Source organism: Rhodococcus sp. Z13_19A (assembly GCF_058133575.1).
Genome location: NZ_JBYUNN010000004.1, coordinates 488,296 through 512,023 on the forward strand (window position 1 = coordinate 488,296; position 23,728 = coordinate 512,023).

General features: G+C 72.3%; 17 protein-coding genes and 1 pseudogene. 10 read left to right on the plus strand and 8 right to left on the minus strand.

Features of this window, described 5'->3' with window-relative positions:
* Positions 1-355 precede the first annotated feature (355 nt).
* From AC3YNX_RS17320 to AC3YNX_RS17330, 3 genes are all read right to left on the minus strand, one after another.
* Positions 356-1,894, minus strand: a complete 1,539-nt coding sequence (locus tag AC3YNX_RS17320) for an amino acid permease (RefSeq protein ID WP_489996248.1) — start codon at positions 1,892-1,894, stop codon at positions 356-358.
* Between the two features lie 36 nt (positions 1,895-1,930).
* Entirely contained in the window at positions 1,931-2,785 is an 855-nt protein-coding gene (locus tag AC3YNX_RS17325; RefSeq protein ID WP_489996249.1) for a hypothetical protein, read from the minus strand.
* 197 nt (positions 2,786-2,982) lie between these two features.
* On the minus strand, positions 2,983-3,681 hold the full coding sequence (locus tag AC3YNX_RS17330) for a TetR/AcrR family transcriptional regulator (protein ID WP_489996250.1): 699 nt from the start codon (positions 3,679-3,681) through the stop codon (positions 2,983-2,985).
* Positions 3,682-3,879: 198 nt separating this feature from the next.
* Between AC3YNX_RS17330 and AC3YNX_RS17335 the strand changes: the two genes are divergently transcribed.
* The 3 genes from AC3YNX_RS17335 to uca are packed head-to-tail and all read left to right on the plus strand — an operon-like array spanning position 3,880 to position 9,094.
* Positions 3,880-4,776: an urea amidolyase associated protein UAAP1 gene (locus AC3YNX_RS17335; protein ID WP_489996251.1), complete on the plus strand. Its 897-nt coding sequence runs from the start codon at positions 3,880-3,882 to the stop codon at positions 4,774-4,776.
* Positions 4,776-5,441 (plus strand): urea amidolyase associated protein UAAP2, encoded by a 666-nt coding sequence (locus AC3YNX_RS17340; RefSeq protein WP_489996252.1) that lies wholly within the window; start codon positions 4,776-4,778, stop codon positions 5,439-5,441. Before AC3YNX_RS17335 ends, AC3YNX_RS17340 begins: the two co-directional genes overlap by 1 nt.
* Positions 5,441-9,094, plus strand: coding sequence for an urea carboxylase (gene uca / locus AC3YNX_RS17345; protein WP_489996253.1), 3,654 nt, complete (start codon positions 5,441-5,443; stop codon positions 9,092-9,094). Before AC3YNX_RS17340 ends, uca begins: the two co-directional genes overlap by 1 nt.
* A 49-nt stretch (positions 9,095-9,143) precedes the next feature.
* Here the strand turns inward: uca and AC3YNX_RS17350 are convergent, their stop codons facing one another.
* Positions 9,144-9,962, minus strand: coding sequence for a formate/nitrite transporter family protein (locus tag AC3YNX_RS17350; protein ID WP_489996254.1), 819 nt, complete (start codon positions 9,960-9,962; stop codon positions 9,144-9,146).
* Between the two features lie 139 nt (positions 9,963-10,101).
* Here AC3YNX_RS17350 and AC3YNX_RS17355 point away from each other — a divergent pair, with 139 nt between their 5' ends.
* The 7 genes from AC3YNX_RS17355 (at position 10,102) to AC3YNX_RS17385 (ending at position 18,306) form a co-directional block, all read left to right on the plus strand.
* A complete protein-coding gene (locus tag AC3YNX_RS17355) occupies positions 10,102-10,287 on the plus strand; it encodes a hypothetical protein (protein ID WP_127783394.1) in 186 nt (61 codons plus the stop codon).
* A gap of 22 nt (positions 10,288-10,309) precedes the next feature.
* Complete coding sequence (locus AC3YNX_RS17360; protein ID WP_489996255.1) at positions 10,310-11,782, plus strand: RNB domain-containing ribonuclease; 1,473 nt, start codon at positions 10,310-10,312, stop codon at positions 11,780-11,782.
* The gene (locus AC3YNX_RS17365; RefSeq protein ID WP_489996256.1) at positions 11,779-12,537 is read left to right on the plus strand and encodes a helical backbone metal receptor; all 759 of its coding nucleotides are present in this window, start codon (positions 11,779-11,781) and stop codon (positions 12,535-12,537) included. The genes AC3YNX_RS17360 and AC3YNX_RS17365 overlap by 4 nt, the downstream gene beginning before the upstream one ends.
* Before the next feature lie 20 nt (positions 12,538-12,557).
* Positions 12,558-13,295, plus strand: coding sequence for a hypothetical protein (locus AC3YNX_RS17370; RefSeq protein ID WP_206517994.1), 738 nt, complete (start codon positions 12,558-12,560; stop codon positions 13,293-13,295).
* 91 nt (positions 13,296-13,386) lie between these two features.
* A complete protein-coding gene (locus AC3YNX_RS17375; RefSeq protein WP_489996257.1) occupies positions 13,387-14,580 on the plus strand; it encodes an NAD-dependent epimerase/dehydratase family protein in 1,194 nt (397 codons plus the stop codon).
* Positions 14,577-16,403, plus strand: coding sequence for a hypothetical protein (locus AC3YNX_RS17380; protein WP_489996258.1), 1,827 nt, complete (start codon positions 14,577-14,579; stop codon positions 16,401-16,403). Before AC3YNX_RS17375 ends, AC3YNX_RS17380 begins: the two co-directional genes overlap by 4 nt.
* Before the next feature lie 7 nt (positions 16,404-16,410).
* Positions 16,411-18,306, plus strand: coding sequence for a glycosyltransferase family 2 protein (locus AC3YNX_RS17385; RefSeq protein ID WP_489996259.1), 1,896 nt, complete (start codon positions 16,411-16,413; stop codon positions 18,304-18,306).
* A gap of 67 nt (positions 18,307-18,373) precedes the next feature.
* Here AC3YNX_RS17385 and AC3YNX_RS17390 read toward each other — a convergent pair.
* From AC3YNX_RS17390 to AC3YNX_RS17405, 4 genes and pseudogenes are all read right to left on the minus strand, one after another.
* Positions 18,374-19,507: pseudogene (locus AC3YNX_RS17390) on the minus strand (fatty acid desaturase family protein); the annotation flags it as partial.
* 11 nt (positions 19,508-19,518) lie between these two features.
* A complete protein-coding gene (locus AC3YNX_RS17395) occupies positions 19,519-20,613 on the minus strand; it encodes a ferredoxin reductase (RefSeq protein WP_241248897.1) in 1,095 nt (364 codons plus the stop codon).
* A gap of 335 nt (positions 20,614-20,948) precedes the next feature.
* Positions 20,949-21,836: a 3-methyl-2-oxobutanoate hydroxymethyltransferase gene (panB, locus tag AC3YNX_RS17400; protein ID WP_489996260.1), complete on the minus strand. Its 888-nt coding sequence runs from the start codon at positions 21,834-21,836 to the stop codon at positions 20,949-20,951.
* A 108-nt stretch (positions 21,837-21,944) separates the two neighbouring features.
* Entirely contained in the window at positions 21,945-23,672 is a 1,728-nt protein-coding gene (locus AC3YNX_RS17405; protein WP_489996261.1) for an NAD+ synthase, read from the minus strand.
* Positions 23,673-23,728: the final 56 nt, after the last annotated feature.

Consider the following 23,728-nt stretch of genomic DNA (forward strand, 5'->3'; position numbering starts at 1 on the left):
TGTGGGAGTCGGTGCGTGCCCGGCGACGAGCTGCCCAGCCGGGGATGCGGACGCCGCAGGACGAGGCTGGGTTGGCAGCGAGACCACGTCACTACCGCAGCCGGGTTGTGGTCGGCGGCCTCGTCGGCGGGATCACTGCAGGAGCTCTGCTGACGCTCGTGCAGGTCACGGAAGACGAGGCGTGGTCGTCAGCCGCGCTCGAGGGGGTCGGGTTCGGGCTGATCCTGTGGGTCGTGCTCACCGTCGTGCTGCTGCGCTCCAGCCGTCGCTAGAAGGGCAACAAGGGCCCTGAACGCCCCGGCGGAGCCGGAATGAGGGGCGTTCAGGGCCCTTGTTGCCCCACGTGGTGATCCGGTCAGCCCGCGAGCACCGGCTCCGCGACCGGCTCCGGGCGGCGCTGGCTGGCCCAGTACAGCAGCACCCCCACCGCCGCGGTGCCCAGCGTGAACAGGATGGCGAAGTACTGCATGTACCAGCTGCCGCCCTCGGGGTCGTAGATCTCCTGGCGCGGCCACGCCAGGTTCACCAGCATGGCCAGCCCGTAGAGCACCGCGGCGACGTTCACCGGCAGGCCCCAGCGGCCGAGGCTGAACACCGCCGCGCCCTGCTCGTCCACCACGTGCGCGGCGAGCAGCGGGTTGCCCCGCAGCCGCTGCACCAGCATGGCCGTGGTGAGCATCAGGTAGGCCAGGTACACCAGGGCGATGCAGGTGGACTCCAGGTTGATGAACGCCGAGTGCGGGCCGAGGTTGAGCGCCAGCACCCCGATGGCGCCGAGCCCGATGGCGGTGGCGGCGTACACCGGGGTGCCGGTGCTGCTCGGCACGTGCGCCAGGGTCTTGGCCATCGGCATCTTGCCGTCGCGGGCCATGGAGAACAACATCCGCGAGCCCGAGGTCTGTACCGCCAGGGTGGCCACGCAGATCGCGATGGCCACCATCAGCAGCAGCACGTGCCCGGTGAGGCCGGTGAACAGCGCGCTGATGACGTAGGCGGGGCCCTCGCTGGCGAAGCGGCCGTCGGTGAGGCTCGGAGCGGCCAGCAGCAGCGCCATCAGTAGCGCTCCACCGAGCAGGCCGGCGGCCAGCAGCGCGCGCAGCATCGTCCGGGGCGCCACCCGGCGGGCGTCGCGGGTCTCCTCGGACAGCTCACCGGCGCTGTCGAAGCCGATCATCACGTAGGCGGCGGTGAACGAGGCGCACAGGAACGCGCCGAAGTAGCCGGAGGAGGACACCGAGCCGAGGTCGAAGACCACCTCGGTGCCGCGGTTGGTGTGGGTGAGCAGCAGGCCGATGATCACCAGCGCGCCGACGATCTCGCAGGTGACGCCCACGTTGTTCACCACGGCCATCAGCCGCACGCCGATGATGTTGATGACGGTGGTGGCCACGATCAGCCCACCGGCCAGCAGCATGGCGTTCTGCGCCCCCGAGGTGGAGGTGATGTCGGGGTCGTCGCCGATCACCTGGAAGCCCGACCACACCGAGGGCAGCACCACCTGCAGGGCGATGGCGGCGGCGGTCATCACCACCGTCTGCCCGACGATCATGATCCAGCCGGCGAACCAGCCGTAGGTGCTGTTGGACATGCGGGTGGTCCACTGGTAGATCGCCCCGGAGATGGGGAAGCGAGCGGCCAGCTCGGCGAAGCACAGCGCCACCAGCAGCTGACCGCCGAGCACGAGCGGCCAGGCCCAGATGAAGGCCGGCCCACCGAAGGAGAAGCCGAGCCCGGCGAGCTGGAAGACGGTGGTGAGCACCGAGATGAAGGAGAAGCCGGCGGCGAAGGAGGCGAACGAGCCGAGCTTGCGGTGCAGCTGCTGCTCGTAGCCGAACTCGCCCAGGTCGTCGCGCTGGGTCGCGGGCGCGGCCAGGCTGGGAAGGGTGGCGGTCATGGTTCCCCCTGTGGTGGGTGGAGGCGGTGGTCGGGGCTAGGCGGGGGTGAGCAGGCTGGGGTCGCCCACGACGTCGGTGACCACCCAGCGGCGAAGGGAGGCCTGCCCGGCGGGGGAGAGGTCGTGCAGGTGGACGGTGTCGCGGGCGGCGCTGACGGTGAAGGCGGCGGTGGAGCCGACCTTGAACGGCAGCGTGGAGCGGTCGATCACCCAGCCGTCCGGCCGCACGGTCCCCAGGGAGACCTCGCAGTCGAGCTGGTCCTGGGCCTGGCGCAGCGCGTCCGGGTCGGTCAGCTCGTCGGGCCGCAGGAACCGCTCCACCGCCACGGGGCGCGGGCGGACCAGGGCGAAGCGGTTGCCGGTGCGCAGCAGCAGCGCGGTGGCTGCGGTCTCCGGATCGGCCAGCACCAGGGTGGCGCTGTCGCCGGGTTGGTGCTGCTCGGTGTGCTCCCACAGCTCCAGGTAGGGCAGGTCCAGGCCACGCTCCACCAGCAGCGCGCCCTCGCGGTGCAGGGTGCCGTGGTCGATCCCGGCCGGGGCGGGCGAGAAGTCCACGGCCCGCTCCCACGTGTAGTGCGCAGGATCCACCGTGGACTGCAGCAGCCGGCCGGCGAAGGCCTCCTGGCGCACCATCCAGCCGACGTGCTCGGCGGTGAGCTCGCGCAGACAGCTCACTCCCGCGAAGCTCGGCTGCTCCGCGGGCTGGCGCAGGTCGGCGTAGTAGCCGTCGGCCTGCAGCCAGGTGACCGTGGTGGTGGTGTCCGACCCACCGCCGTGCCAGACGATGAGGTCGCGGTTGAGCACACCGTTGAGCTCGGTGGGCTGGGGGACGCTGGCGTCGGCGGGTGGACCTTGGGGCCAGGGTCCGACGGCGGTGGTCTGCACGAGCACGGGCACGCTCCCAGGGCTGCGACGGGTTTTCGTTCGACTGACAGGTATTGAAGCCAGCAGATGAACCCGGGGAGTTGAGGGCGTGTTTCGAGTGGGTAAGTGATTGCCCGCCACGTTGCGTTCGTGTGACGTGACCACGCCAGCAGGCCGGAACAGCCCCACGCACCGGTCCGGCCCAGGCGAGCAGGACCCAGGGATCAGGGCAGGGCGACGTCGAGCTCGGTGAGCAGCTCCTGCGCCTGACGGCACAGCTCCGCGTCCGGCCCGGCGTGGCCGACGGCGCGCAGGCAGGTCTCCGCCACCAGCTGGGCCGGGAGGATCACCGGCTGCCCCGGGTCGGGTGAGTCGGCGTCGGAGCGGACGTCGATCACCGACTCCACGATGCGGAAGGGCAGCTCGGCCAGCAGGGTCGCCGTGTCACCGGGCCCGGGCCGCAGCTCGGCCAGCGCCGCCGAGGCCAGCCGGTGGTAGCGCTCCCGCAGCACCTGGCGCTGGCCGCGGAAGTCGGCGAACTGCTCCCCCCGCAGCTCGGGCAGCAGGTACAGCGCACCCAGGTTCCACCGGCCGGCGTTGAGGTGCCCGGCGTCGAACAGGCACAGCGCGTACAGCCGCACGTCGGCCGGGTCGGAGCGCTCCAGCAGCTGCGTGGCCACCCGGTTGGGGGCGTCCACGGTGTCGGCCAGCAGCGCGGTGAGCAGGTGCTCCTTGGTGGCGAAGTGGTGGTACAGCGAGGCCTGCCGGATGCCCACGGCCTCGGCGATGCTGCGGGTGGAGGTGGCCGAGAAGCCGTGGCTGACGAACAGCTCGGCGGCGGCGTCGAGGATCTCCGCGCGGGTGGTGCGACCCGGGCGACGCGGCGCGGCCAGCCGCGGTCGGCCTGGCCCGGCGGTGGACATGAGAGTCATTGTGCCAGCGCGCCGCGCGCGCCCAGCGCCCCTGCCCGGGTGCCGCGGGCACAGCTCCGCTCAGGAAACGACACCGTTACACAGCGACCCGTGGCCGTCACGCAGCAGACACGTCCGGCACACATCGCCCCGCAAAACTGTCACCTGACAGGAAATGCGGGGCGGTCGACCTTGACGGACAGGAGCACGATGAGCGCCGAGACGGTATCCAGCACCTCCACCAGCAGCACAGTGACCAGCAGCACCTCCACCAGCAGCACGGCCACCACGGCGGCCGCCCGGGCCCACGCCCGCGCCCAGGCCGGGGCCGTCACCGACGCCATGCCGGTGCTGCCGGCCAGCAGCTGGCCCACCCCGCCCGCCGACGTCGATCCCTCCCGCCTCACCTGGGCCGAGACGGTGCCGGGCGGGCGCTACACCGCCAAGGTGCTGGCCCGGGGGACCCGGCTGCGGCTGCGCGACGTCGCCGGTTCGGCCTGCGCGCACGTGCTGCTCCACCGCGCCGACGCGCCGTGGGAGCGCTACGCCATGGCCGACACGGTGAAGGTGCCGTGGCAGGCCTACCTCGGCCACGGGCACCCGCTGCTGTCCGACCAGGGCCGGGTGCTGGCCACGGTGGTGGCTGACACCTCCGCCCACCACGACGCGCTCTGCGGCACCACCACGCTGGAGTCCAACACCGCCCGCTACGGCGCGGGTGCCCCGCACACCGCCAGCCCCGCCGGACGCGAGCTGCTCACCCTGGCCGCCGCCAAGCACGGGCTCACCCCGCGCGACCTGGGCCCCTCGGTGTCGTTCTTCCACGGCGTGCGGGTGAGTCCCACCGGTGAGCTGCTCAGCACCGGCAGCGCCGGACCGGACACCGCGGTGGACCTGCTGCTGCACCTGCCGCTGGTGGTGCTGATCGCCAACACCGCGCACCCGCTGGACCCCGCCGAGACCTTCGGCACCACGTCGCTGGAGGTGCTGGCCTGGCGGGCACCCGCCGAGCTGGCCGAGCTGCCCAACCCCGACCCCGAGTACGCCCGCGCGGTGCTCAACACCGAGGACACCTGGACCGCCGCCCAGCCCGGAGAGGACGCCTGATGACCACCGCCACCCACCCCGAGACCGCCCGCCCCGAGGACCTGGCCCTGGTGCCGGGCACCGTGCTCGCCGACTCCGTGGTGGCGGCCCGCGCCCCCTGGTCGGCCGTGGTGCGCGCCGGGCAGGTGCTCACCATCGTCGACCTGCGCGGCAACCAGGCCGTGGACACCCTGTTCTACGCCGCCGCCGACCACACCCGCCGCTACTGCGCGGCCACCACCATCGCCGCGCAGCGCAACATCTTCCTGTCCACCGGCAGCGTGCTGCGCGCCGGTGACTCCACCGCGCTGATGACGATCGTCGCCGACGAGGTGGGCCAGCACGACACCGTGGGCGGGGCGTGCTCGCAGGAGTCCAACACCCTGCGCTACGGCCACCAGACCAAGCACCAGCACGCCTGTGTGGAGAACTTCCTGGCCGAGGGCTCCCGCTGGGGCCTGGGCAAGCGTGACCTGGCGCCCAACGTCAACTTCTTCATGAACGTCCCGGTCGACCCCGACGGCAGCCTGGGCATCGTCGACGGCCGCTCCGGCCCCGGCAAGCGCCTGGCCCTGCGCGCCGACGTGGACACCCTGGTGCTGGTGTCCAACTGCCCGCAGGTGAACAACCCCTGCAACGGCTTCGACCCCACCCCGGTCCGCATGATCATCACCGAGGAGTCCTGATGGGCGCGCCCGCCTTCGACACGCTGCTGGTGGCCAACCGCGGCGAGATCGCCTGCCGCATCATCCGCTCCGCCCGCGAGCTGGGCCTGCGCACGGTGGCGGTGTACTCCGAGGCCGACCGCGGCGCCGAGCACGTGCGGCTGGCCGACGAGGCGGTGCACATCGGCGCCGCGCCCGCGGCGGAGTCCTACCTGCGCCCGCAGGCGATCCTGGCCGCCGCGGCCGCCACCGGTGCGGGCGCGGTGCACCCCGGCTACGGGTTCCTCTCCGAGGACGCCGACTTCGCCGAGGCCGTGCAGGCGGCGGGCCTGGTCTTCGTCGGCCCCACCCCCGAGCAGCTGCGCCTGTTCGGCACCAAGCACACCGCCCGGGCCGCCGCCCGCGCCGCCGGCGTGCCGATGATCGCCGGCAGCGAGCTGCTGGCCGACGTCGACGCCGCCCTGGCCGCGGCGGCCGAGATCGGCTACCCGCTGATGCTCAAGGCCACCGGCGGCGGTGGCGGGATCGGCATGACCGTGTGCCGCAGCGACGACGAGCTGCGCGAGGCGTACCGCACCGTGGTGCGCCAGGCGGCGCAGAGCTTCAGCTCCACCGGGGTGTTCGCCGAGCGCTACGTGGAGAACGCCCGGCACGTGGAGGTGCAGGTGTTCGGCGACGGCACCGGCCGCGTGCTCACCCTGGGCGACCGCGACTGCTCGCTGCAGCGGCGCAACCAGAAGGTGGTGGAGGAGGCGCCCGCGCCCGACCTGGACGAGGCGCTGCGCACCCGCCTGCACGACACCTCCCGCGCCCTGTGCGCCGCGGTGGGCTACCGCTCCGCCGGCACCGTGGAGTTCGTCTACGACCCCGTCCGCGGGGAGGCGTCGTTCCTGGAGGTCAACGCCCGGCTGCAGGTGGAGCACCCGGTCACCGAGTCGGTCACCGGGGTGGACCTGGTGGCCTGGATGCTGCGCGCGGCGCAGGGCGACACCACCTTCCTGGACGCCTACCCCGACGGGTCCGTGCCGGTGTCCGGTGCGGCCGTGGAGGCTCGCGTCTACGCCGAGGACCCGCACCACGACTTCCGGCCCAGCGCCGGCACACTCACGCACGTGGCGCTGCCGGACCTGCCCGGGGTGCGGGTGGACGGCTGGGTGCGCAGCGGCAGCGACGTCTCCACCAGCTACGACCCGCTGCTGGCCAAGGTGATCACCGCCGGTGACACGCGCGACGCCGCGCTGGACGCCCTCGGTGCGGCGCTGGCACAGACCCGGATGGACGGCATCGAGACCAACCTGGGGCTGCTGCGCGCCATCGTGTCCCACCCCGTGGTCCGCGCCGCCGCGCACAGCACCGCCACCCTGGCCGACGTCACCGACCCCACCCCGCGCATCGAGGTGGAGCGGGCCGGGCTGATGACCACCGTGCAGGACTGGCCCGGCCGCGTCGGCCTGTGGCAGGTGGGGGTCCCACCCAGCGGGCCGATGGACGACCTGTCCTTCCGGCTGGGCAACACCGCGCTGGGCAACGACGAGGGCGCGCCCGGCCTGGAGTGCACCGTCTCCGGGCCCGCCCTGCGCTTCACCCACGCCACCGACGTCTGCGTCACCGGTGCGGAGGTGGCGGTGACCGTGGACGGCGATCCGGTGCCGCAGTGGCAGCCGGTGCGCGTGCCCGCCGGCGGGGTGCTCGACGTCGGCACGGTGGACGGCACGCCCACCGGCAGCGGCGGGCTGCGCACCTACGTCCTCGTCGCCGGCGGACTGGACGTGCCGGCATACCTGGGCAGCGCGGCCACCTTCACCCTCGGCCAGTTCGGCGGGCACGCCGGGCGCGCGCTGCGCCCCGCCGACGTGCTGCGCGCGCACGCCACCGAAGCACAGGCCACCACTGGGGTGGCTGCTGACGTCCGTCCCGCGATGACCCGCAGCTGGCAGCTGGCGGTGACCGAGGGCCCGCACGGTGCCCCGGAGTTCTTCACCCCCGACGACATCGCCACGCTGCTGGAGACCAGCTACGAGGTGCACTTCAACTCCGCACGCACCGGCGTGCGCCTGGTGGGGCCCACGCCGCAGTGGGCGCGCACCGACGGCGGGGAGGCGGGGCTGCACCCGTCCAACATCCACGACAACGCCTACGCCATCGGCGCGCTGGACTTCACCGGCGACACCCCGATCCTGCTCGGCCCGGACGGCCCCAGCCTGGGGGGCTTCGTCTGCCCGGTCACCGTGGTCACCGCCGACCGGTGGAAGCTGGGCCAGCTGGCGCCGGGGGACACCGTGCGCTTCGTCCCGGTGCAGGTGGCCGCCGCACCCTCCCCGCGGGACCTCAGCGCCACCCGCGGCGCCGCCACCGTCACCGTGGCCAGCACCGGCGGCGACGGCGACTCCGGGGTGCTGCACCGCGACCCGCGCGGCGACGGGCTGCCCTCGATCACGGTGCGCCGCTCCGGGGACGACAACGTGCTGGTGGAGCTGGGCGACATCGTGCTCGACCTCGGCCTGCGCGCCCGGGTGCACGCCCTGCACCAGCGGCTGGTGGAGGTGAACCGCCCCGGCATCCTCGACCTCACCCCGGGCATCCGCTCGCTGCAGGTGCACGTCGACCCGGACGTGCTTCCGGTGCGCACCCTGGTGGGGCTGGTGCTGGAGCTGGAGGCGCAGATCCCCTCGGCGCAGGAGCTGGTGGTGCCCAGCCGCACCGTGCGACTGCCGCTGTCCTGGGACGACCCGGCCACCCGCGAGGCCATCCAGCGCTACATGAGCGGCGTGCGCGACGACGCCCCGTGGTGCCCCTGGAACATCGAGTTCATCCGGCGCATCAACGGCCTGGCGCACACCGACGACGTCTACCGCACCGTCTTCGACGCCGAGTACCTGGTGCTCGGCCTGGGCGACGTCTACCTGGGGGCGCCGGTGGCCACCCCGCTGGACCCCCGCCACCGCCTGGTCACCACCAAGTACAACCCGGCCCGCACCTGGACCCCGGAGAACGCCGTCGGCATCGGCGGGGCCTACCTGTGCATCTACGGCATGGAGGGCCCCGGCGGATACCAGTTCGTCGGGCGCACCACCCAGGTGTGGAGCCGCTACCACGCCGGGCTGGACGGCTCCCCGTTCCAGGCGGGCTCGCCGTGGCTGCTGCGGTTCTTCGACAAGATCTCCTGGTACCCGGTGGAGCCGGAGGAGCTGCTCGACCTGCGTGCCGACCTCGCGGCCGGACGCGGCACGGTGGACATCACCGAGGGCGAGTTCTCCCTGGCCGAGCACCAGCGGTTCCTGGACGCCAACGCCGGCTCGATCGCGGACTTCCGGGCCCAGCAGGCCACCGCGTTCGAGGCCGAGCGCACCGCCTGGCAGGCCAGCGGCGAGTTCGACCGGCAGACCGCCGAGCCCGCCGTGGCCGTCGACGCCACCCAGCTGGTCGTGCCCGAGGGCGCCACCGTGGTGGAGGCACCCTTCGTGTCCAACGTGTGGCGTGTCGACGTCGCCGTGGGGGAGCAGGTGGTGGCCGGACAGTCGCTGCTGTCGCTGGAGGCGATGAAGATGGAGACCGTGGTGCGCGCCCCGACCGACGGGGTGGTGGAGCAGGTGCTGGTGGGCACCGCCACCGAGGTGGTGGCCGGCGAGCCGCTGGTGGTGCTGGCTGAGGTGCCCGCGGCGGCAGCCGCCTGACCCGACCGGTGCGGCGGCAGCCGCCTGACCCGACCGGTGCGGCGGGGCGTCAGCCCTTGGTCTTCTGACGCTCCCGCTGCACCCGGTTCTTGGTGCGCAGCAGGCGGATGGACGTGACCAGGCCCAGCCCGCCCACCAGGTTGCCCAGTGCCGACCAGCCCAGCGCCCCGAGCCAGTCCAGGTAGCCGTACCCGGAGCCGGAGTGCAGGCCGGCGAACATGAACAGCGAGTCCAGCACCGAGTGGAACAGCTGCCCACCGGCCAGCAGGGAGCCGAACAGGATGGCGGGAACGATCTGCACCCCCAGGCTGTCGGCGGCGTGCTGCATCCGGGTCATCAACGTGATCACCAGCCCCGCCAGCACCGCGAGGGCGAAGGAGCTCAGGCTGAAGCCGAGCGCGAAGTAGTGGTTGGAGACCTCCACCGCCGTCGACCGCAGGTCCGGCCGCGCGGTGATGATCAGCCAGGCCACCACCCACCCGCCGATCAGGTTGGTCACCAGGGTGATGCCCCACAGCCGCGCCAGCGACCACACCGGGCGGTGTCCGGCGACCACGGTGGTCACCGGCACCAGGAAGTTCTCGGTGAACAGCTCGCTGTGCGCCATGAGCAGGGCCACGAACCCCACCGAGAACGCGATCCCGGCCAGCAGCGTGCTGTGGGTGAGGTGGTGCACCACGAAGTAGGCCAGCATCCCGGTGCCCACGTCCACGCCGCCGAGCAGGCCGGTGCCCACCAGTGCCGACAGCGGCCGGGACAGCCGCTCGTCGCCCTCGTCGACGAGGCGCTCGAAGGCGTCGTCCACGGAGTCCTCGGTGTCGTTGCCCCTGGCGTCGGGCTCGTGGGCTGCGCTGCTGTCGTCGGTCACGGGAACTCCTGGCGCGGGCGGCGGTGAGGCTGGGGAACGGGCACCCGGAAACCGTAGGGACGCAGCACCCATCCCGCGCGGTGAGTGGTCCGGGGGAGGAGCACTTCCCGGCGGTGGCGGCCGGTGTCATGCTGGGCCCATGAGTGATGACGACGACCAGTGGTACTACTCCCTCTCTGACCACTCGGTGCGGCGGGGCAAGGACGCGCCCGCGCTGGACCGCATGGGTCCCTATCCGACCAAGGCGGCCGCCGAGGCGGCGCTGACGACGGTGCGGGCCCGCAACGAGGCAGCCGATGCCGCCGACCGTGAGTGGAACGGCTGAGCCCGCGGGCTAGCCTCACGCTGTGCCGACGACGCGGATCATTGCGCCTGCCTTCGACTTCTCGGCCATCGGTGACGAGCTCGGGCTGAGTGTCGACTTCCCCAGCTATGCGCTGGCCGAGGCCGAGGCGGCTCTGGCCGCGGTGACCGCCGCCCAGGACGTGCCGCCGACCGACCCCGTGTGGGCCACCGCCCCGTGGGCCGACCGGGACGACGCCACCGGCCTCGCGCTGGTGAGCCTGGACCAGGCCGGCGCCCGCGAGATCGACCAGGCCTTCCAGGTGGAGCGGACCTCGGCCGGGTTCCTGCTGCACGTGGCGGTCTCCGACGTGGCCGCCCTCGTCACCCCCGGTGGCTCGCTGGACACCGAGGCGCGCCGCCGCGGCCAGAGCGTGCCGCTGCCTGGCGGCTCCGTGCCGCTGCACCCCGCGGTGCTCACCGAGCGTGCCGCCAGCCTGCTGCTGGACCTGCTTCGCCCCGCCGTGCTGTGGCGGATCGAGCTGGACGACGACGCGCAGGTGGTGGACAGGTCGGTGCGCCGTGCCGTGGTGCGGTCGGTGGGGAGCTTCAGCTACGACGAGGTGCAGCGCAGCGTGGACGGCTCCGCCGAGCTGCACCCCTCCCTGGCGGCGCTGCCCGAGCTGGGCCGGCTGCGCCAGTCCGCGGCCCGCGATCGTGGTGTGATCGCCCTGCGCCAGCCCGAGCAGGAGGTGCGGGAGCTGCCCGGGGAGCACCGCTGGCAGCTGAGCGTGCGCCGCCGCAGCGACGTCGACGACTGGAAGGCGGAGCTGGCGCTGCTGGTGGGTGGCTGCGCGGCGGCGATGATGCTGGAGGTCGGGACCGGCATCCTGCGCGTCGTCCCTGAGCCGGCGGCCACCACCGTGGCGCGGCTGCGGGCCCGGGCCCGCGCGCTGGGCGTGACCTGGCCGCTGGAGGCCCCCGTGGGGGAGGTGCTGGCCAACCTCGACCAGGCCGCGCCCACCACCCTGGTGCTCGAGCGCGCCGCTGGTGCGCTGCTGGCCGGGGCCACCTATGCCGCCTTCGACGGCGAGCCGCCCGCCGCCACCACCCACTACGGGCTCGGCGTGCCCTACGCCAACGTCACCGCCCCGCTGCGGCGGGTGGTCGACCGCTACGCCACCGAGGTGTGCCTGGCCGCCAGCCAGGGCCAGCCGGTCCCGGAGTGGGTGCGGGAGGTGCTGCTCTCCCTGCCGGCCGTGATGGACAGCTCCGACGCGGTGGTGCGCCAGGTGGACGACTCCTGCGTCGACCTCACCACCGCGACGGTGCTCGCCTCCCGGGTGGGCGAGTCCTTCCCCGCGGTCGCCGTGCGCAGCGCCGACGAGGAGGAGCACGGCGAGGTGTTCATCGAGCAGCCCCCGCGGCTGGCTGCCTGCACTGGCCTGCTCGACCCCGGAACGCACGTCACGGCGGTGCTCACCACCGCCGACCCGGCCACCCGCTCAGTGGTCTTCGCCCAGGCGGAGCCGGTGTGACCGCCGGCTCCGGGCTGCGCGACGACCTGGCCGCTCCCGTCCACCTGGCCCAGCCGCCCCGGCGGGTGGTGAGCCTGGTGCCGTCGATCACCGAGTGCCTCGCCGACTCCGGTCTGCTGGTCGGTGCCACCGACTACTGCGTGCACCCGGCCGGGCTGGACGTGGCCCGGGTGGGTGGCTCGAAATATCCCTCGGTGGCGGCGGTGCTGGCGTGCGAGCCAGACCTGGTGCTGGCCAACGCCGAGGAGAACCGCGAGCAGGACGTGCTGGAGCTGCGGGCGGCCGGGGTCCCGGTGTGGACCACCGCCGCGGCCGCGTCGGTGCCGCAGGCCCTGCTCGCGCTGCGCCGGATGTTCACCGAGGCGCTGAGCCTCGCCGTGCCCATCTGGCTGCCGGAGGCCGAGCAGCTGTGGTCGGCGGTGCCACCCACCCGGGTGGTGGCGGTGGTGCCGGTGTGGCGCAAGCCCTGGGTGGTGCTGGGCCGCGACACCTTCGCCGGGGACGTGCTCCTGCGGCTGGGGGTGGGCAACGCCTTCGCCGACCACGAGGAGCGCTACCCACGCCCGCCGCTCGCCGAGCTGCAGGGCGCCGAGCTGGCCGTGCTGCCCGACGAGCCCTACGAGTTCACCGCCGACGACGGCCCGCAGCACTTTCCCACGACGCCGTCGGTGCTGGTCTCCGGCCGCCACCTCACCTGGTGGGGTCCGTCGCTGCTGGCGGCCCACACCCTGCTCGGCGAGCAGCTGACCACCTAGCGACGAGCCCGGGGGTAGCGGTGACGGTCCTGGCACAGGAGATCAACGTCGACCTCGGTGACGACTCGATGACCCGCCCGCTGATGACCATGTTCCTCGCGGTGCTGGTCACCTTCCTCGGCACCCGCTACGTCACCCGGCACATCCGCGCGCGCACCACCCCGGGCGGGGCGCTCAACGACCTCACCATCGGCGGGGTGCACGTCCACCACCAGGTGTTCGGCATCGCGCTGATGCTGCTCGCCGGGCTCGGCCTCATCGGCGCCACCCCGGAGGGGGCCGCGCTGCACGTGTTCGCCGCCCTGTTCGGCATCGGGGTGAGCCTGACCTTCGACGAGTTCGCCCTGTGGCTGCACCTGGAGGACGTCTACTGGACCGAGGACGGCCGCAAGTCGGTGGACGCCATGTTCTGCGTGCTGGCCACCACCGGTCTGCTCGTCGGCGGCGCTGACTTCGTCTCCGGCGCCCCGCTGACTGCCGCCTGGTGGGGCTCGGTCGCCCTGCTCGTCGTCGACCTGGTGCTGGCCGTGGTCTGCCTGCTCAAGGCCAAGGTGCTCACCGGCGTGGTGGCGGTGTTCGTCCCACCGGTGGGGCTGGCGGGGGCGCTGCGGCTGGCCAAGCCCCGGTCCTGGTGGGCGCAGCGCCGCTACCGCGAGCGCCCTCGTCGCCGGGCCCGCGCCGAGCAGCGCTTCGACGCCGCCTACGAGGCTCGGTGGAACAGGGTCCGGGACTTCGTGGGCGGCGCCCCCAACGCCTAGCTGTCCGGGATGACCGGTCCGGCGACCGACGGCCGACTCGGTCTCCGCGGCCGACCTACGCTGGATGGCATCCCACAGCGAGGGGCAGGCGATGAAGGTTCTTGTGCTCGGGGGAGATGGTTTCTGCGGGTGGCCCAGTGCGGTGCACCTGTCCCGCGCGGGCCACGAGGTGACCATCGTCGACAACCTGGTGCGGCGGCGGACCGACGACGAGCTCGGGGTGCAGTCGCTGACCCCGATCGCCCCGATCGCCGAACGGCTGGCGGCCTGGGAAGAAGCTACCGGCCTCGGGATCGGGTACGAGGATCTCGACCTCGCTCAGGACTACGACCGGCTGCTGGCCGTGCTGGACGGGCTGCGTCCAGACGCAGTGGTCCACTTCGCCGAGCAGCGCTCCGCGCCGTACTCGATGGAGGACAGCGGTCACAAGCGGTACACGGTCGACAACAACGTCAACGCCACGCACAACGTGCTCACCGGTCTGGTCGAGGCGCGGCTGGACGCCCACCTGGTCCACCTCGGCACCACCGGCGTCTACGGGTACGAGACCTCGCCGGTCGACCTGCCCGAGGGCTACCTCGAGGTGACCTATCCCGACCGGTTCGGTGGGACGGTCACGCGGGAGATCCTGTACCCGACCAAGCCAGGCAGCGTCTACCACCTGACGAAGTCGATGGATCAGCTGCTGCTGCAGTACTACGCCGAGAACGACAACCTGCGGGTGACCGACCTCCACCAGGGCATCGTGTGGGGCACCCAGACCGACGACACCCGCCTCGACGACCGACTGGTCAACCGGTTCGACTACGACGGTGACTTCGGCACCGTGCTCAACCGGTTCCTGATGCAGGCGGCCATCGGCTACCCCCTCACGGTGCACGGCACCGGCGGCCAGACCCGCGCGTTCATCAACATCGCGGACTCCGTGCGCTGCGTCCGGCTGGCCGTCGAGTCCGCAGACCAGGTCAAGGGCCGGGTTCGGATCATGAACCAGCTCGCCGAGACGCTGCGCGTGGAGGACCTCGCCCGACTCGTGGCCGGGATGCTCGACGGGTCGATCGACCACGTCGCCAACCCCCGGGTCGAGGCCGCCGCGAACGAGCTGGCCCTGCGCAACAGCAACCTGCGGGCGCTCGGGTTCCAGCCGATCCTGGTCAGCGAGGGGCTGATGCAGGAGTCCGTCGAGATCGCCACCAGGTATGCCGATCGCTGCGACCGCTCGAAGATCCGGGCCGAGTCCTTCTGGACCATGGACCGTCGGGCCGCGGCGGAGGAAGGGCAGTGAGCGGGCGACGAACCTGGCTGCCGATCGGGGCCCTGGCCTTCCTCCTCGTCGCGGCGCTCGTCGTGGGCGGTGTCGCCCTGCTGCGCCCGGCCTGGTTCACCCAGGACGAGGAGGACGACGTGCCCGCCGACCGGGCCTTCTCCACGAGCCTGCTCGACATCGGCGAGACGAACGGGATCCGTCTCAGTGACGACACCACGACGTCGCAGAGCTTCACCGTCCCGGTACCGGTCGACTCCCGGGTCGACGACCTGGTGCTGACCCTGCGCGGTCGCACCCAGGTGGCCGAGGCGAGCACGGACTTCCTGCGCGTGCTGGTCGACGGCGAGGCCGTGTACGTCGACCAGCTCGAGGCCGGCGAGCACGCGCTCGACGCCGACATCGACCTGCCCGAGTCGCTGGTCGAGGACGGCGAGCTCAGGGTGCAGGTCCGCACCACCGGCAGCCTCGACCAGCGGTTCTGCAACATCACCACCGAGCTCGGCGCGCTGGTGGTGCTCGACCCGGACCGCACCCGGGTCCGGGGCACGCTGGACGAGCCGCTGCGCACGGTGCGCGACGTGGTCGCGGAGATCAACCACGAGGTGACCCTGGTCCTCCCGCCCGGGGCGCACTCCCGGGAGTGGTACGAGACCGCCGCGCGGCTGGGCGCGTTCCTCACCCAGCAGGGACGGGTCGTGTCCTACTCCGAGCAGGTCCCCGACGGCGGGGACGGGGCGGGCGGCAGGGGCACTCCGGTGCTTCTCGGGCCCCCCGACGTGCTCGCCACTCTCGGCTGGGCCGCGGAGACCGACGACGGTTCGGTGCGGGTGGGCAAGCGCGCCGACGAGGCGACGCTCGGGGTGGTGGAGCCCGCGGCCGGCGTGGTGCCGACCTTCCTCACCACGAGCACGGTCACCACCGCCGACGCCGGGTCCACCGCCCCCAGGGCCGTGCGGCTGGAGCGGAGCGGCGCTGGCCCGGTCACCCTGGAGTCCCTCGGGGTGGACACCTCGGTGCAGCAGATCACCGACCGTCGGAGCTGGCGGGTCCCGTACTCGCTGGCCGACCTCCCCGGCGGCGCCGTTCCGACGTCGTTCGGTCTCGCGATGCTGATTCCAGCCACCACTGCCGACGCCCGTTGGCTGGTGGAGGTGCGACTCAACGACGAGCTGGTCGCCAGCTCGCCGCTGGGTGTCGGCCGGCAGTCGGCGGTGGCACCGCTGCCGGCCGCCGCCCAGCGCGTGCGCAACGAGCTGGTGGTGACCCTGATCCGCGATCGTGACCTCGGCGGGTGCAACGTGCGCCAGACCTCCTACGACGTCCAGCTGCTCAAGCAGTCGTCGCTGGCGCTCGGCGGAGACGGCGCCGGCTTCACCGCCGTGCCCGCGCAGTACTCCGGTGGGTTCGACGTGATCGTGCCGGCCGCCAGCCTCCAGGACCCGACCGTGTCGCTCACCGGGCTGGTGCCGACGCTGGCCGAGTTCAGTGGCTGGCGACAAGACGCCGCCTTCGTGTGGGACGGCGCCCCCGGGGCGAGCCCCTTCCTGTTCCTCGGGCCACCCCCCGCCGGCGTCTCCACCCTGGTCACCGTGGCGGACGGCAGGATCCGCTCCGGTGGTTTCGATCTCTCCTCCTTCAAGGACGGGATCGTGCTGCAGTGCGTGCGCGGGCCGGGCTCGCGCGGCATGGTGCTCACCACGGTGGGCGACCCGGGCACGCGCGTCCCGGCGTACGGGCGTGAGGAGGCCCGCTTGGTCACCGAAGGCGGTGGCGGGTTCGTGGTGAGCAGGACCGGCCAGGTGGTGAGCTCCCCCGAGGTGCGGGCGGAGAGCCCGAGGTGATCACCCGGTGAGCGCCCCGGCGAGGGGCGGGTCAGGCCAGGCCGACTCCAGGCTCGAGGAGCTCACCGCCCCGGAGGCGGTCCTCGAGCACTACCGCTCGGTGGACAGCGCGCCGGAGGAGTACTCCCTGAACCGGTCGCCGCGGGCGGTGAACAGCTGCCTGGTCTCGTTCGTGGCCCTGAGCCTGCTGGCGCTGCTGGCGATCACCGTCCTGGTCGGGTTGGGCTACCTGGAGGACAGCCGCGACATCGTCGTGTTCTCCGCCTCGGGCGATCGAGCAACGATCCCCGTTCGGGTGTTCGTCCTGGTCTTCTTCGTTGTGTTCAGCCTCAGCCTGGCCACCAACCTCTGGCGTCGCCTGCTGGTGCTGGTCGAGCTGTGCGGTGGTGTGCTGCTGGCCGCCCTCGCCGTGGACCTCGCCGCGCTGGTCGCTGGCCAGGTCCCCGCCCTCTCGCCGCCAGTGGCCGTCCAGCAGATCACGGCGGCGATCGTGGGACTGGCGCTGTTCCCGGTGGTCGTGCTGCGCAACGCCCACCTGCCGGACCCCGCGCCAGCCCCTGCGGCTACAGCCCGGATCCGCGCCGTGGCCTGGGTCCGGTTGCTGGTGCCGTTGAGCATCGCGGGGGCACTGGCAGCCCTGGTCGCGCAGCGATTCGGTCCCGTCCTGTCCGGGATGCGGGAGGTCGCCCTGCTCGGCGGCGTCGGCCCCGGAATCTTTCTGGTGCAACAGGTGATCGTGCTCATCGCAGCCGGCATCGGCGTCGTGCTGGTCGCCCGGTCCCGCCAGGTCCGGTTCGCACCGCCGATCGGGGTGCTGATCCCGGCGCACAACGAAGCCCACGGTATCGCCGAGACCATCGCTGCGGTCGACCGTGCGGCCGGGGTCTACGCAGCGTCGGTGCACCTGTACGTGGTGGACAACGTCTCCACCGACGACACCGCCAGGATCGCCGAGCGAGCCATGGGCCGCGCCCACCACCTGAGCTCGAGCATGCTGTCCTGTCCGACACCGGGCAAGGCCAGGGCCCTGAACTACGGCCTGGACCGGCTCACGGAACCCTTCGTGGTCCGCATCGACGCCGACACCGTGATCAGCGACCACTGCCTCGAGCAGGTCGTGCGGCACTTCCACGACGACCGGGTGGGTGCGGTGGGTGGGCTGCCGCTGCCGGCGAAGAACGAGACCTTCATCGATCGGGTCCGCCTGGTCGAGGCGCTCCTGCGACACGGCTTCTACCAGGTCGCACGGCTGGGCTACGACGGGATCGTGGGGATCCCGGGCATGCTCACGGCGTACCGGGGATCGGCCCTCGCGGAGACCGGTCCGATCAGCCAGGGGATGAACGGCGAGGACACCGACATCTGCATGCGGATGAACTCGCTGGGCTACCGGTGCCTCGTCGAGCCGCGCGCCGTCTACCACGCCGAGGTGCCCCTCACCTGGGCCCACCTGACCGAGCAGCGGATCCGGTGGTTCCGCAGCACCTACCACGTCGCTGCCCACCACCGGCGGGCGCTGCTGCGGCAGGGCTCGATGGCCGGCGCCGTCGTGCTCCCCTTCGCCCTGTGGAACGCCGCGCGCCGCGCGATGCTGCTTCCGGTCCTGCTGTTCGCGCTCCTCACGTTCGGCGTCTTCTCGGGCACCTTCACCGGGCTGCGCTGGGAGCCGGTGCTGGCGATGGTGATCGGCCTGCCGGCGTTGTTCGCGGTCGCCGTGTGCCTGCTGCTGCGCCGACCGCGTGCGGTGCTCTACGTGCCCGAGTACCTGCTCTTCCGCCTGGTCCGCAGCTACTTCACGCTGGCTGCGGTGCTCAGCCTGAAGTTCCCACCCCTGGGCTCCCCGAAGGCGCGGCTCACCTCTCGTCAGGTGCGGCGAGAGCACGGGAGGAAGACCCCCGGGTGACCTCGGCCTTCTTCAGGTCGGCCGAGGTCACCCCAGCGCCTGGCTGGTCAGCTGCTCAGGCCACCGCACGCAGCTCGTACTTGCGCTCCGAGGCCGTCTCCGGTGCGTCGTCGGCAGTGGCCGTGAGGAAGCGGTCCGGCAGCGACAGCTTCCAGATGGTGCGCAGCGTCTGCCAGTACTGGTGGGCCAGCGAGCCGGTGGTGTACGGCAGCTGGTACTTCTCGCACAGCGCCTTGACCCGCTCAGCGATCTCGATGTAGCGGTTGCTGGGCAGGTCGGGGAACAGGTGGTGCTCGATCTGGTAGTTCAGGTTGCCGCTCATGAACGTCATGAGCTTGCCGCCGCGGAAGTTGGCCGAGCCCAGCAGCTGGCGCAGGTACCACTCCGGCGGGGTCTCCCGCTCCAGCTCGGCCTCGGTGAACTTCTCCGCACGGTCGGGGAAGTGGCCGCAGAAGATCACCGTGTAGGACCACAGGTTGCGGATGAGGTTGGCCGTGGCGTTGGCGGTGAGCGTGGAGACGAACGCCGGGCCGGTGAGCAGGGGGTAGACCACGTAGTCCTTGCCCATCTGCTTGCCGACCTTGCGGCCGATCACCTTCAGCTGGGCCCAGGCCTCGCTCAGCGGCTTCTCCCGCTTGCGGATCGCCTCGATGTTCAGGTCGTGCAGGGCCACCCCGTACTGGAACAGCGTGGCCAGCATGGCGTTGTAGAGCGGCTGCCCCAGGTTGATGGGGTGCCACTTCTGGTCCCGGGTGACGCGCAGGATGCCGTAGCCCACGTCGTTGTCCTTGCCGACGACGTTGGTGTACTTGTGGTGGATGTAGTTGTGCGAGTGCTTCCAGTGTGAGGACGGGCACGTGGTGTCCCACTCCCAGCTGGTGGAGTGGATCTCCGGGTCGTTCATCCAGTCCCACTGGCCGTGGATGATGTTGTGGCCCAGCTCCATGTTCTCGATGATCTTGGCCGCGCCGAGCATGGCGGTGCCGGCCACCCAGGCAGGTGGGAAGGCGCTGGCGAAGAGGGTGATGCGGCCACCGGCGGCCAGGCCGCGCTGCAGCTGGATCGCCTTGCGGATGTAGGCGGCGTCCTTGTCGCCGCGGGACTCCTCCACGTCGCGCCGGATCGCGTCCAGCTCTCGGCCGAGGTTCTCCACGTCGGCCTCGGTCAGGTGCGCGTAGGCCTTGATGTCGGTGATTGCCATGCTCTTCTCCCCTAAGCTTCGAGTACGCAGTCGCCCGCGGCAGCGGAGACGCAAGTCTGAATTCGGTCGCCCTCGTGGTGGTCCTGCCCCGAGCGCAGGTCGCGCACGCTGCCCTCCAGCAGCGGCACCACGCAGGACTGGCAGATGCCCATCCGGCAGCCGAAGGGCATCTGGATGCCGGCCTTCTCGCCGGCGTCCAGCAGCGTGGTGGCCCCGTCCACCTCGATGGTCTTGTCGGACACCTGGTAGGTGACCGTGCCGCCCTCGCCGCCGCCCCCCGACAGCGCCACCGTGAAGCGCTCCATGTGCAGCTGCTCGGACAGGTTGTGCTGCTTCCAGTGCTCCTCGGCGGAGTCCAGCATCGGCGCCGGACCGCACGCCCAGGTCTGGCGCTCCGTCCAGTCCGGGCAGACCTCGCCGAGGTCCTTGAGCTGCAGCTTGCCCTTCTCCCTGGTGAGCTGCTCGTGCAGCCGGAAGGTCGGGAAGTCCGCCTCCAGCTGCTTCAGCTCCTCGCGGAAGAGCATGTCCGCGGCGTCGGGGGCGGAGTGGATGAGCAGGATGTCCGTCATGCCGCCGCGCCGCTTGAGGGTGCGCAGCATGCCCATCACCGGGGTGATGCCGCTGCCGGCGGTGAGGAACAGCGCCTTCGCCGGGGGCGGGTCGGGCAGGGTGAAGTCCCCCTTGGGAGAGGCCAGCCGCACGATGGAGCCCGGCTCCACCCCGTTGACCAGGTGGTTGGAGACGAAGCCCTCCGGCGTGGCCTTCACGGTGATGGAGATGTGGCCCTGGTCGCGGCGCGGCGAGGACGTCAACGAGTACGAGCGCCAGTACCAGTGGCCCTCCAGCTGGGTGGCGATCCCGACGTACTGGCCGGGCTTGTAGTCGAAGGACCAGCCCCAGCCGGGCTTGATCACCAGCGTGGCGGCGGTGTCGGTCTCCTTGACCACCTTGACCACCTTGCCGCGCAGCTCCCGCGCCGACCACAACGGGTTGAGCAGGTGCAGGTAGTCGTCGGGCAGCAGGGGAGTGGTGAGCCGGGAGGCGGCACCGCGCAGCAGGTCCACGTCCGGGTGCAGCGCGGCGGCGGGATCCTTGGTCTCCTGCATCCGGCGACGGACCTCCATGGCCGTGGCGCCCAGCGCTGCAGCTGCGGCGCCCGCCGCCGTCCAGGTGCGCCGACGCAGTTGCGGCAGTGGTACGGATCTTGCTGGCACGGCGGGAGCCCCCTCGTGATCGGATGACCAACGGCACTCAGGTCTGCGTGATGCAGTTCACAGGACTGGGTGGGGCCATGATGCACGACTGTCCACTGAAACGTCTACCCGGGTGGCAGCGGGGTGACCAGCGGCTTTGCTCCCGGGTTGCCCGTACCGGTCGGCGGGAGCGTGGGCCGCGCGCCACCGGGCACGGGTGCGCCCCGGCGGCGTGCGGCTCGCCCTGGCTAGAAGCAGTGCTCCGGGGCGGGGAAGGACCCGGCCCGGACCTCCTCGGCGTAGGCCGACGCGGCGTCGCCCAGGGCGCTGCCCACCTCGCCGAAGCGCTTGACGAACTTGGGGCCCTTGCCCGAGCTCATCCCCGCCATGTCCTGCCACACCAGCACCTGGCCGTCGCAGGCCGGGCCGGCCCCGATGCCGACGGTGGCGATGCCCAGCTTGGCCGTGATCTCCTCGGCCAGGTGGGCCGGGACCATCTCCATCACCACGGAGAACGCACCGGCGTCCTGCACGGCGAGGGCGTCGGCGACGAGCTGGTCGGCACCGCTGCCGCGGCCCTGCACCCGGAAGCCGCCCAGGCCGTTGACGCTCTGCGGGGTGAAGCCGATGTGGGCCATCACCGGGATCCCCGCGGCGGTGATCGCGGCGATCTGCGGGGCCACCCGCTCGCCGCCCTCCAGCTTCACCGCGTGGGCCAGGCCCTCCTTGAGGAAGCGCACCGCGGTGGCGACGGCCTGCTCCGGGCTGGCCTCGTAGGTGCCGAAGGGCAGGTCGGCCACCACCAGGGCGTGCGGAGCGCCCCGGACCACACCGCGCACCAGCGGCAGCAGCTCGTCCACGGTCACCGGGACGGTGGTCTCGTAGCCGTAGACCACGTTGGCGGCGGAGTCGCCCACCAGGAGCACCGGGATGCCGGCCTCGTCGAAGATCTTGGCGCTGGAGTAGTCGTAGGCGGTGAGCATGGCCCAGCGCTCGCCACGCTCCTTCATCGCCGCGATGTGGTGCGTGCGGGTCTTGCCGCGGCGCTGGGGCTCAGCCGGGGTGCCGCCGTAGGGCCGGGTCTCAGCGGGTGGGGTCTCGGCGGGCTGGGTCTGGTCGTGGCTGGTTGCGGACATCGTTGTCCATCCTCCCTCGAGGCCCTCGTCGGGTCCCCGGGTTGCACGGTGCTGACAGCGCAAATCGTGCCACTCGCAGCGTCAGGTTCCGCACGGGAGCGACCTTCGTCACGTTTGCTGCTCCGGGGCGCGCTCGCGCCAGCTGTTGGTCAGCGGCAGCCGGCGGTCCCGGCCGAAGGCCTTGACGCCGATCTTGGTGCCCGGCGGGTACTGGCGCCGCTTGTACTCCGCGCGGTCGACCTTGCGCACCACGTCCTCCACCAGCTCGGGGTCGAAGCCGTCGGCCACCATCTCTGCGAAGCTGGCGTCGCCCTCCACGTAGCGGGCCAGGATCTCGTCCAGCACCGCGTAGTCCGGCAGCGAGTCGCTGTCGAGCTGGCCCGGCCGCAGCTCGGCCGAGGGCTCCTTGGTGATCGACGCGTCGGGGATGGGCGGGGTCTCCCCGCGCTCGGCGGCCGCGGCGTTGCGCCACCGCGCCAGCTCCCACACCATCGTCTTGGGCACGTCCTTGATCGGGGCGAACCCGCCCACGGCGTCGCCGTAGATGGTGGAGTAGCCCACCGCGAGCTCGCTCTTGTTGCCGGTGGCCAGCACCAGGTGGCCCTCGGCGTTGGACAGCCCCATCAGCGTCACACCGCGGCAGCGGGCCTGCACGTTCTCCTCGGCCAGCCCGGTGAGGTGCAGCTGCTGGACGAAGGCGTCCACCAGCGGCGCGATCGGCTCCACCCGGTAGTGCAGCCCGGTGCGCTTGGCCAGGTCGTCGGCGTCGGAGCGGGAGTGCTCGGAGGAGTACGACGACGGCAGCGACACCCCGTGCACCGCGTCCGGGCCGAGCGCGTCCACCGCCAGCGCGGCCACCACCGCCGAGTCGATGCCCCCGGACAGGCCCAGCACCACCGAGGCGAAGTGGTTCTTGTGCACGTAGTCGCGCAGCCCGGTGACCAGCGCGCCCCACACCTCCGCCGGCTCCGACAGTGCTGCCACCACCGGGGCCTGCTGCGGCTCCCACGCCGGCAGCGGCTCCGGCGACAGCGTCACCCGCTGCAGCTGCCAGCCCGGCACCGCCTGCGCGCGCTCGCCGCCGGCGGCCAGGTCCACGTCCACCAGCAGCAGGTGCTCGCTGAACTGCGGCGCCCGCGCCAGGACGTCACCGGCAGCGTTCACCACCATGGAGTCGCCGTCGAAGACCAGCTCGTCCTGTCCGCCCACCAGGTTGACGTAGGCGATCGCCGCGCCCGCCTCGGCCGCGCGCCGGGCCACCAGCGCGCCGCGGGTGTCGTCCTTGCTGCGCTCGTAGGGCGAGCCGTTCAGGCACAGCAGCAGGTCCACCCCCGCCTCGCCGTAGGCGGCCACCGGGCCGTGGTCCTGCCAGATGTCCTCGCAGATCACGATGCCCAGGTCCAGGCCGTGCACCCGCAGCACCGGCAGGTCGTCGCCGGCGGCGAAGTAGCGGAACTCGTCGAAGACGCCGTAGTTGGGCAGGTGGTGCTTGGTGTAGCGGGCCTGCACCACGCCGTCCTGCAGCACCGCGGCGCAGTTGCGGGCGCCCTGGTCGTCGTGGTCGAGGTAGCCGACCACCACGCAGGCGTCGCCGCAGCCCGCCTCGGCCAGCCGGCCGGCCAGGGCGTCCAGCGCCTGGCGCGAGGCCGCTGCGAACGAGCGACGCAGCGCCAGGTCCTCCACCGGGTACCCGGTGAGCACCATCTCCGGCAGCAGCACCACGTGGGCACCGCCCTGCACGGCGCGCCGGGTCCACTCGAGCACCAGGTCGGTGTTGCTGCTCAGGTCGCCGACGCACGGGTTGACCTGGGCGAGGGCCAGTCGCAGCTGAGGCATGGGCGTGAGCCTAATCGGCGGGTGCGCACGGGGGCGCCGACGGTGAACGGCCCTGT

Excerpts from the sequence above, each read along its gene's own strand:
- AC3YNX_RS17340 (WP_489996252.1), top strand. The coding sequence starts at position 4,776 with ATGACCACCGCCACCCACCCCGAGACCGCCCGCCCCGAGGACCTGGCC.
- uca (WP_489996253.1), top strand. The coding sequence starts at position 5,441 with ATGGGCGCGCCCGCCTTCGACACGCTGCTGGTGGCCAACCGCGGCGAG.
- panB (WP_489996260.1), bottom strand. The coding sequence starts at position 21,836 with ATGTCCGCAACCAGCCACGACCAGACCCAGCCCGCCGAGACCCCACCC.
- AC3YNX_RS17330 (WP_489996250.1), bottom strand. The coding sequence starts at position 3,681 with ATGTCCACCGCCGGGCCAGGCCGACCGCGGCTGGCCGCGCCGCGTCGC.
- AC3YNX_RS17320 (WP_489996248.1), bottom strand. The coding sequence starts at position 1,894 with ATGACCGCCACCCTTCCCAGCCTGGCCGCGCCCGCGACCCAGCGCGAC.
- AC3YNX_RS17335 (WP_489996251.1), top strand. The coding sequence starts at position 3,880 with ATGAGCGCCGAGACGGTATCCAGCACCTCCACCAGCAGCACAGTGACC.
- AC3YNX_RS17395 (WP_241248897.1), bottom strand. The coding sequence starts at position 20,613 with ATGCAGGAGACCAAGGATCCCGCCGCCGCGCTGCACCCGGACGTGGAC.
- AC3YNX_RS17375 (WP_489996257.1), top strand. The coding sequence starts at position 13,387 with ATGAAGGTTCTTGTGCTCGGGGGAGATGGTTTCTGCGGGTGGCCCAGT.
- AC3YNX_RS17405 (WP_489996261.1), bottom strand. The coding sequence starts at position 23,672 with ATGCCTCAGCTGCGACTGGCCCTCGCCCAGGTCAACCCGTGCGTCGGC.
- AC3YNX_RS17355 (WP_127783394.1), top strand. The coding sequence starts at position 10,102 with ATGAGTGATGACGACGACCAGTGGTACTACTCCCTCTCTGACCACTCG.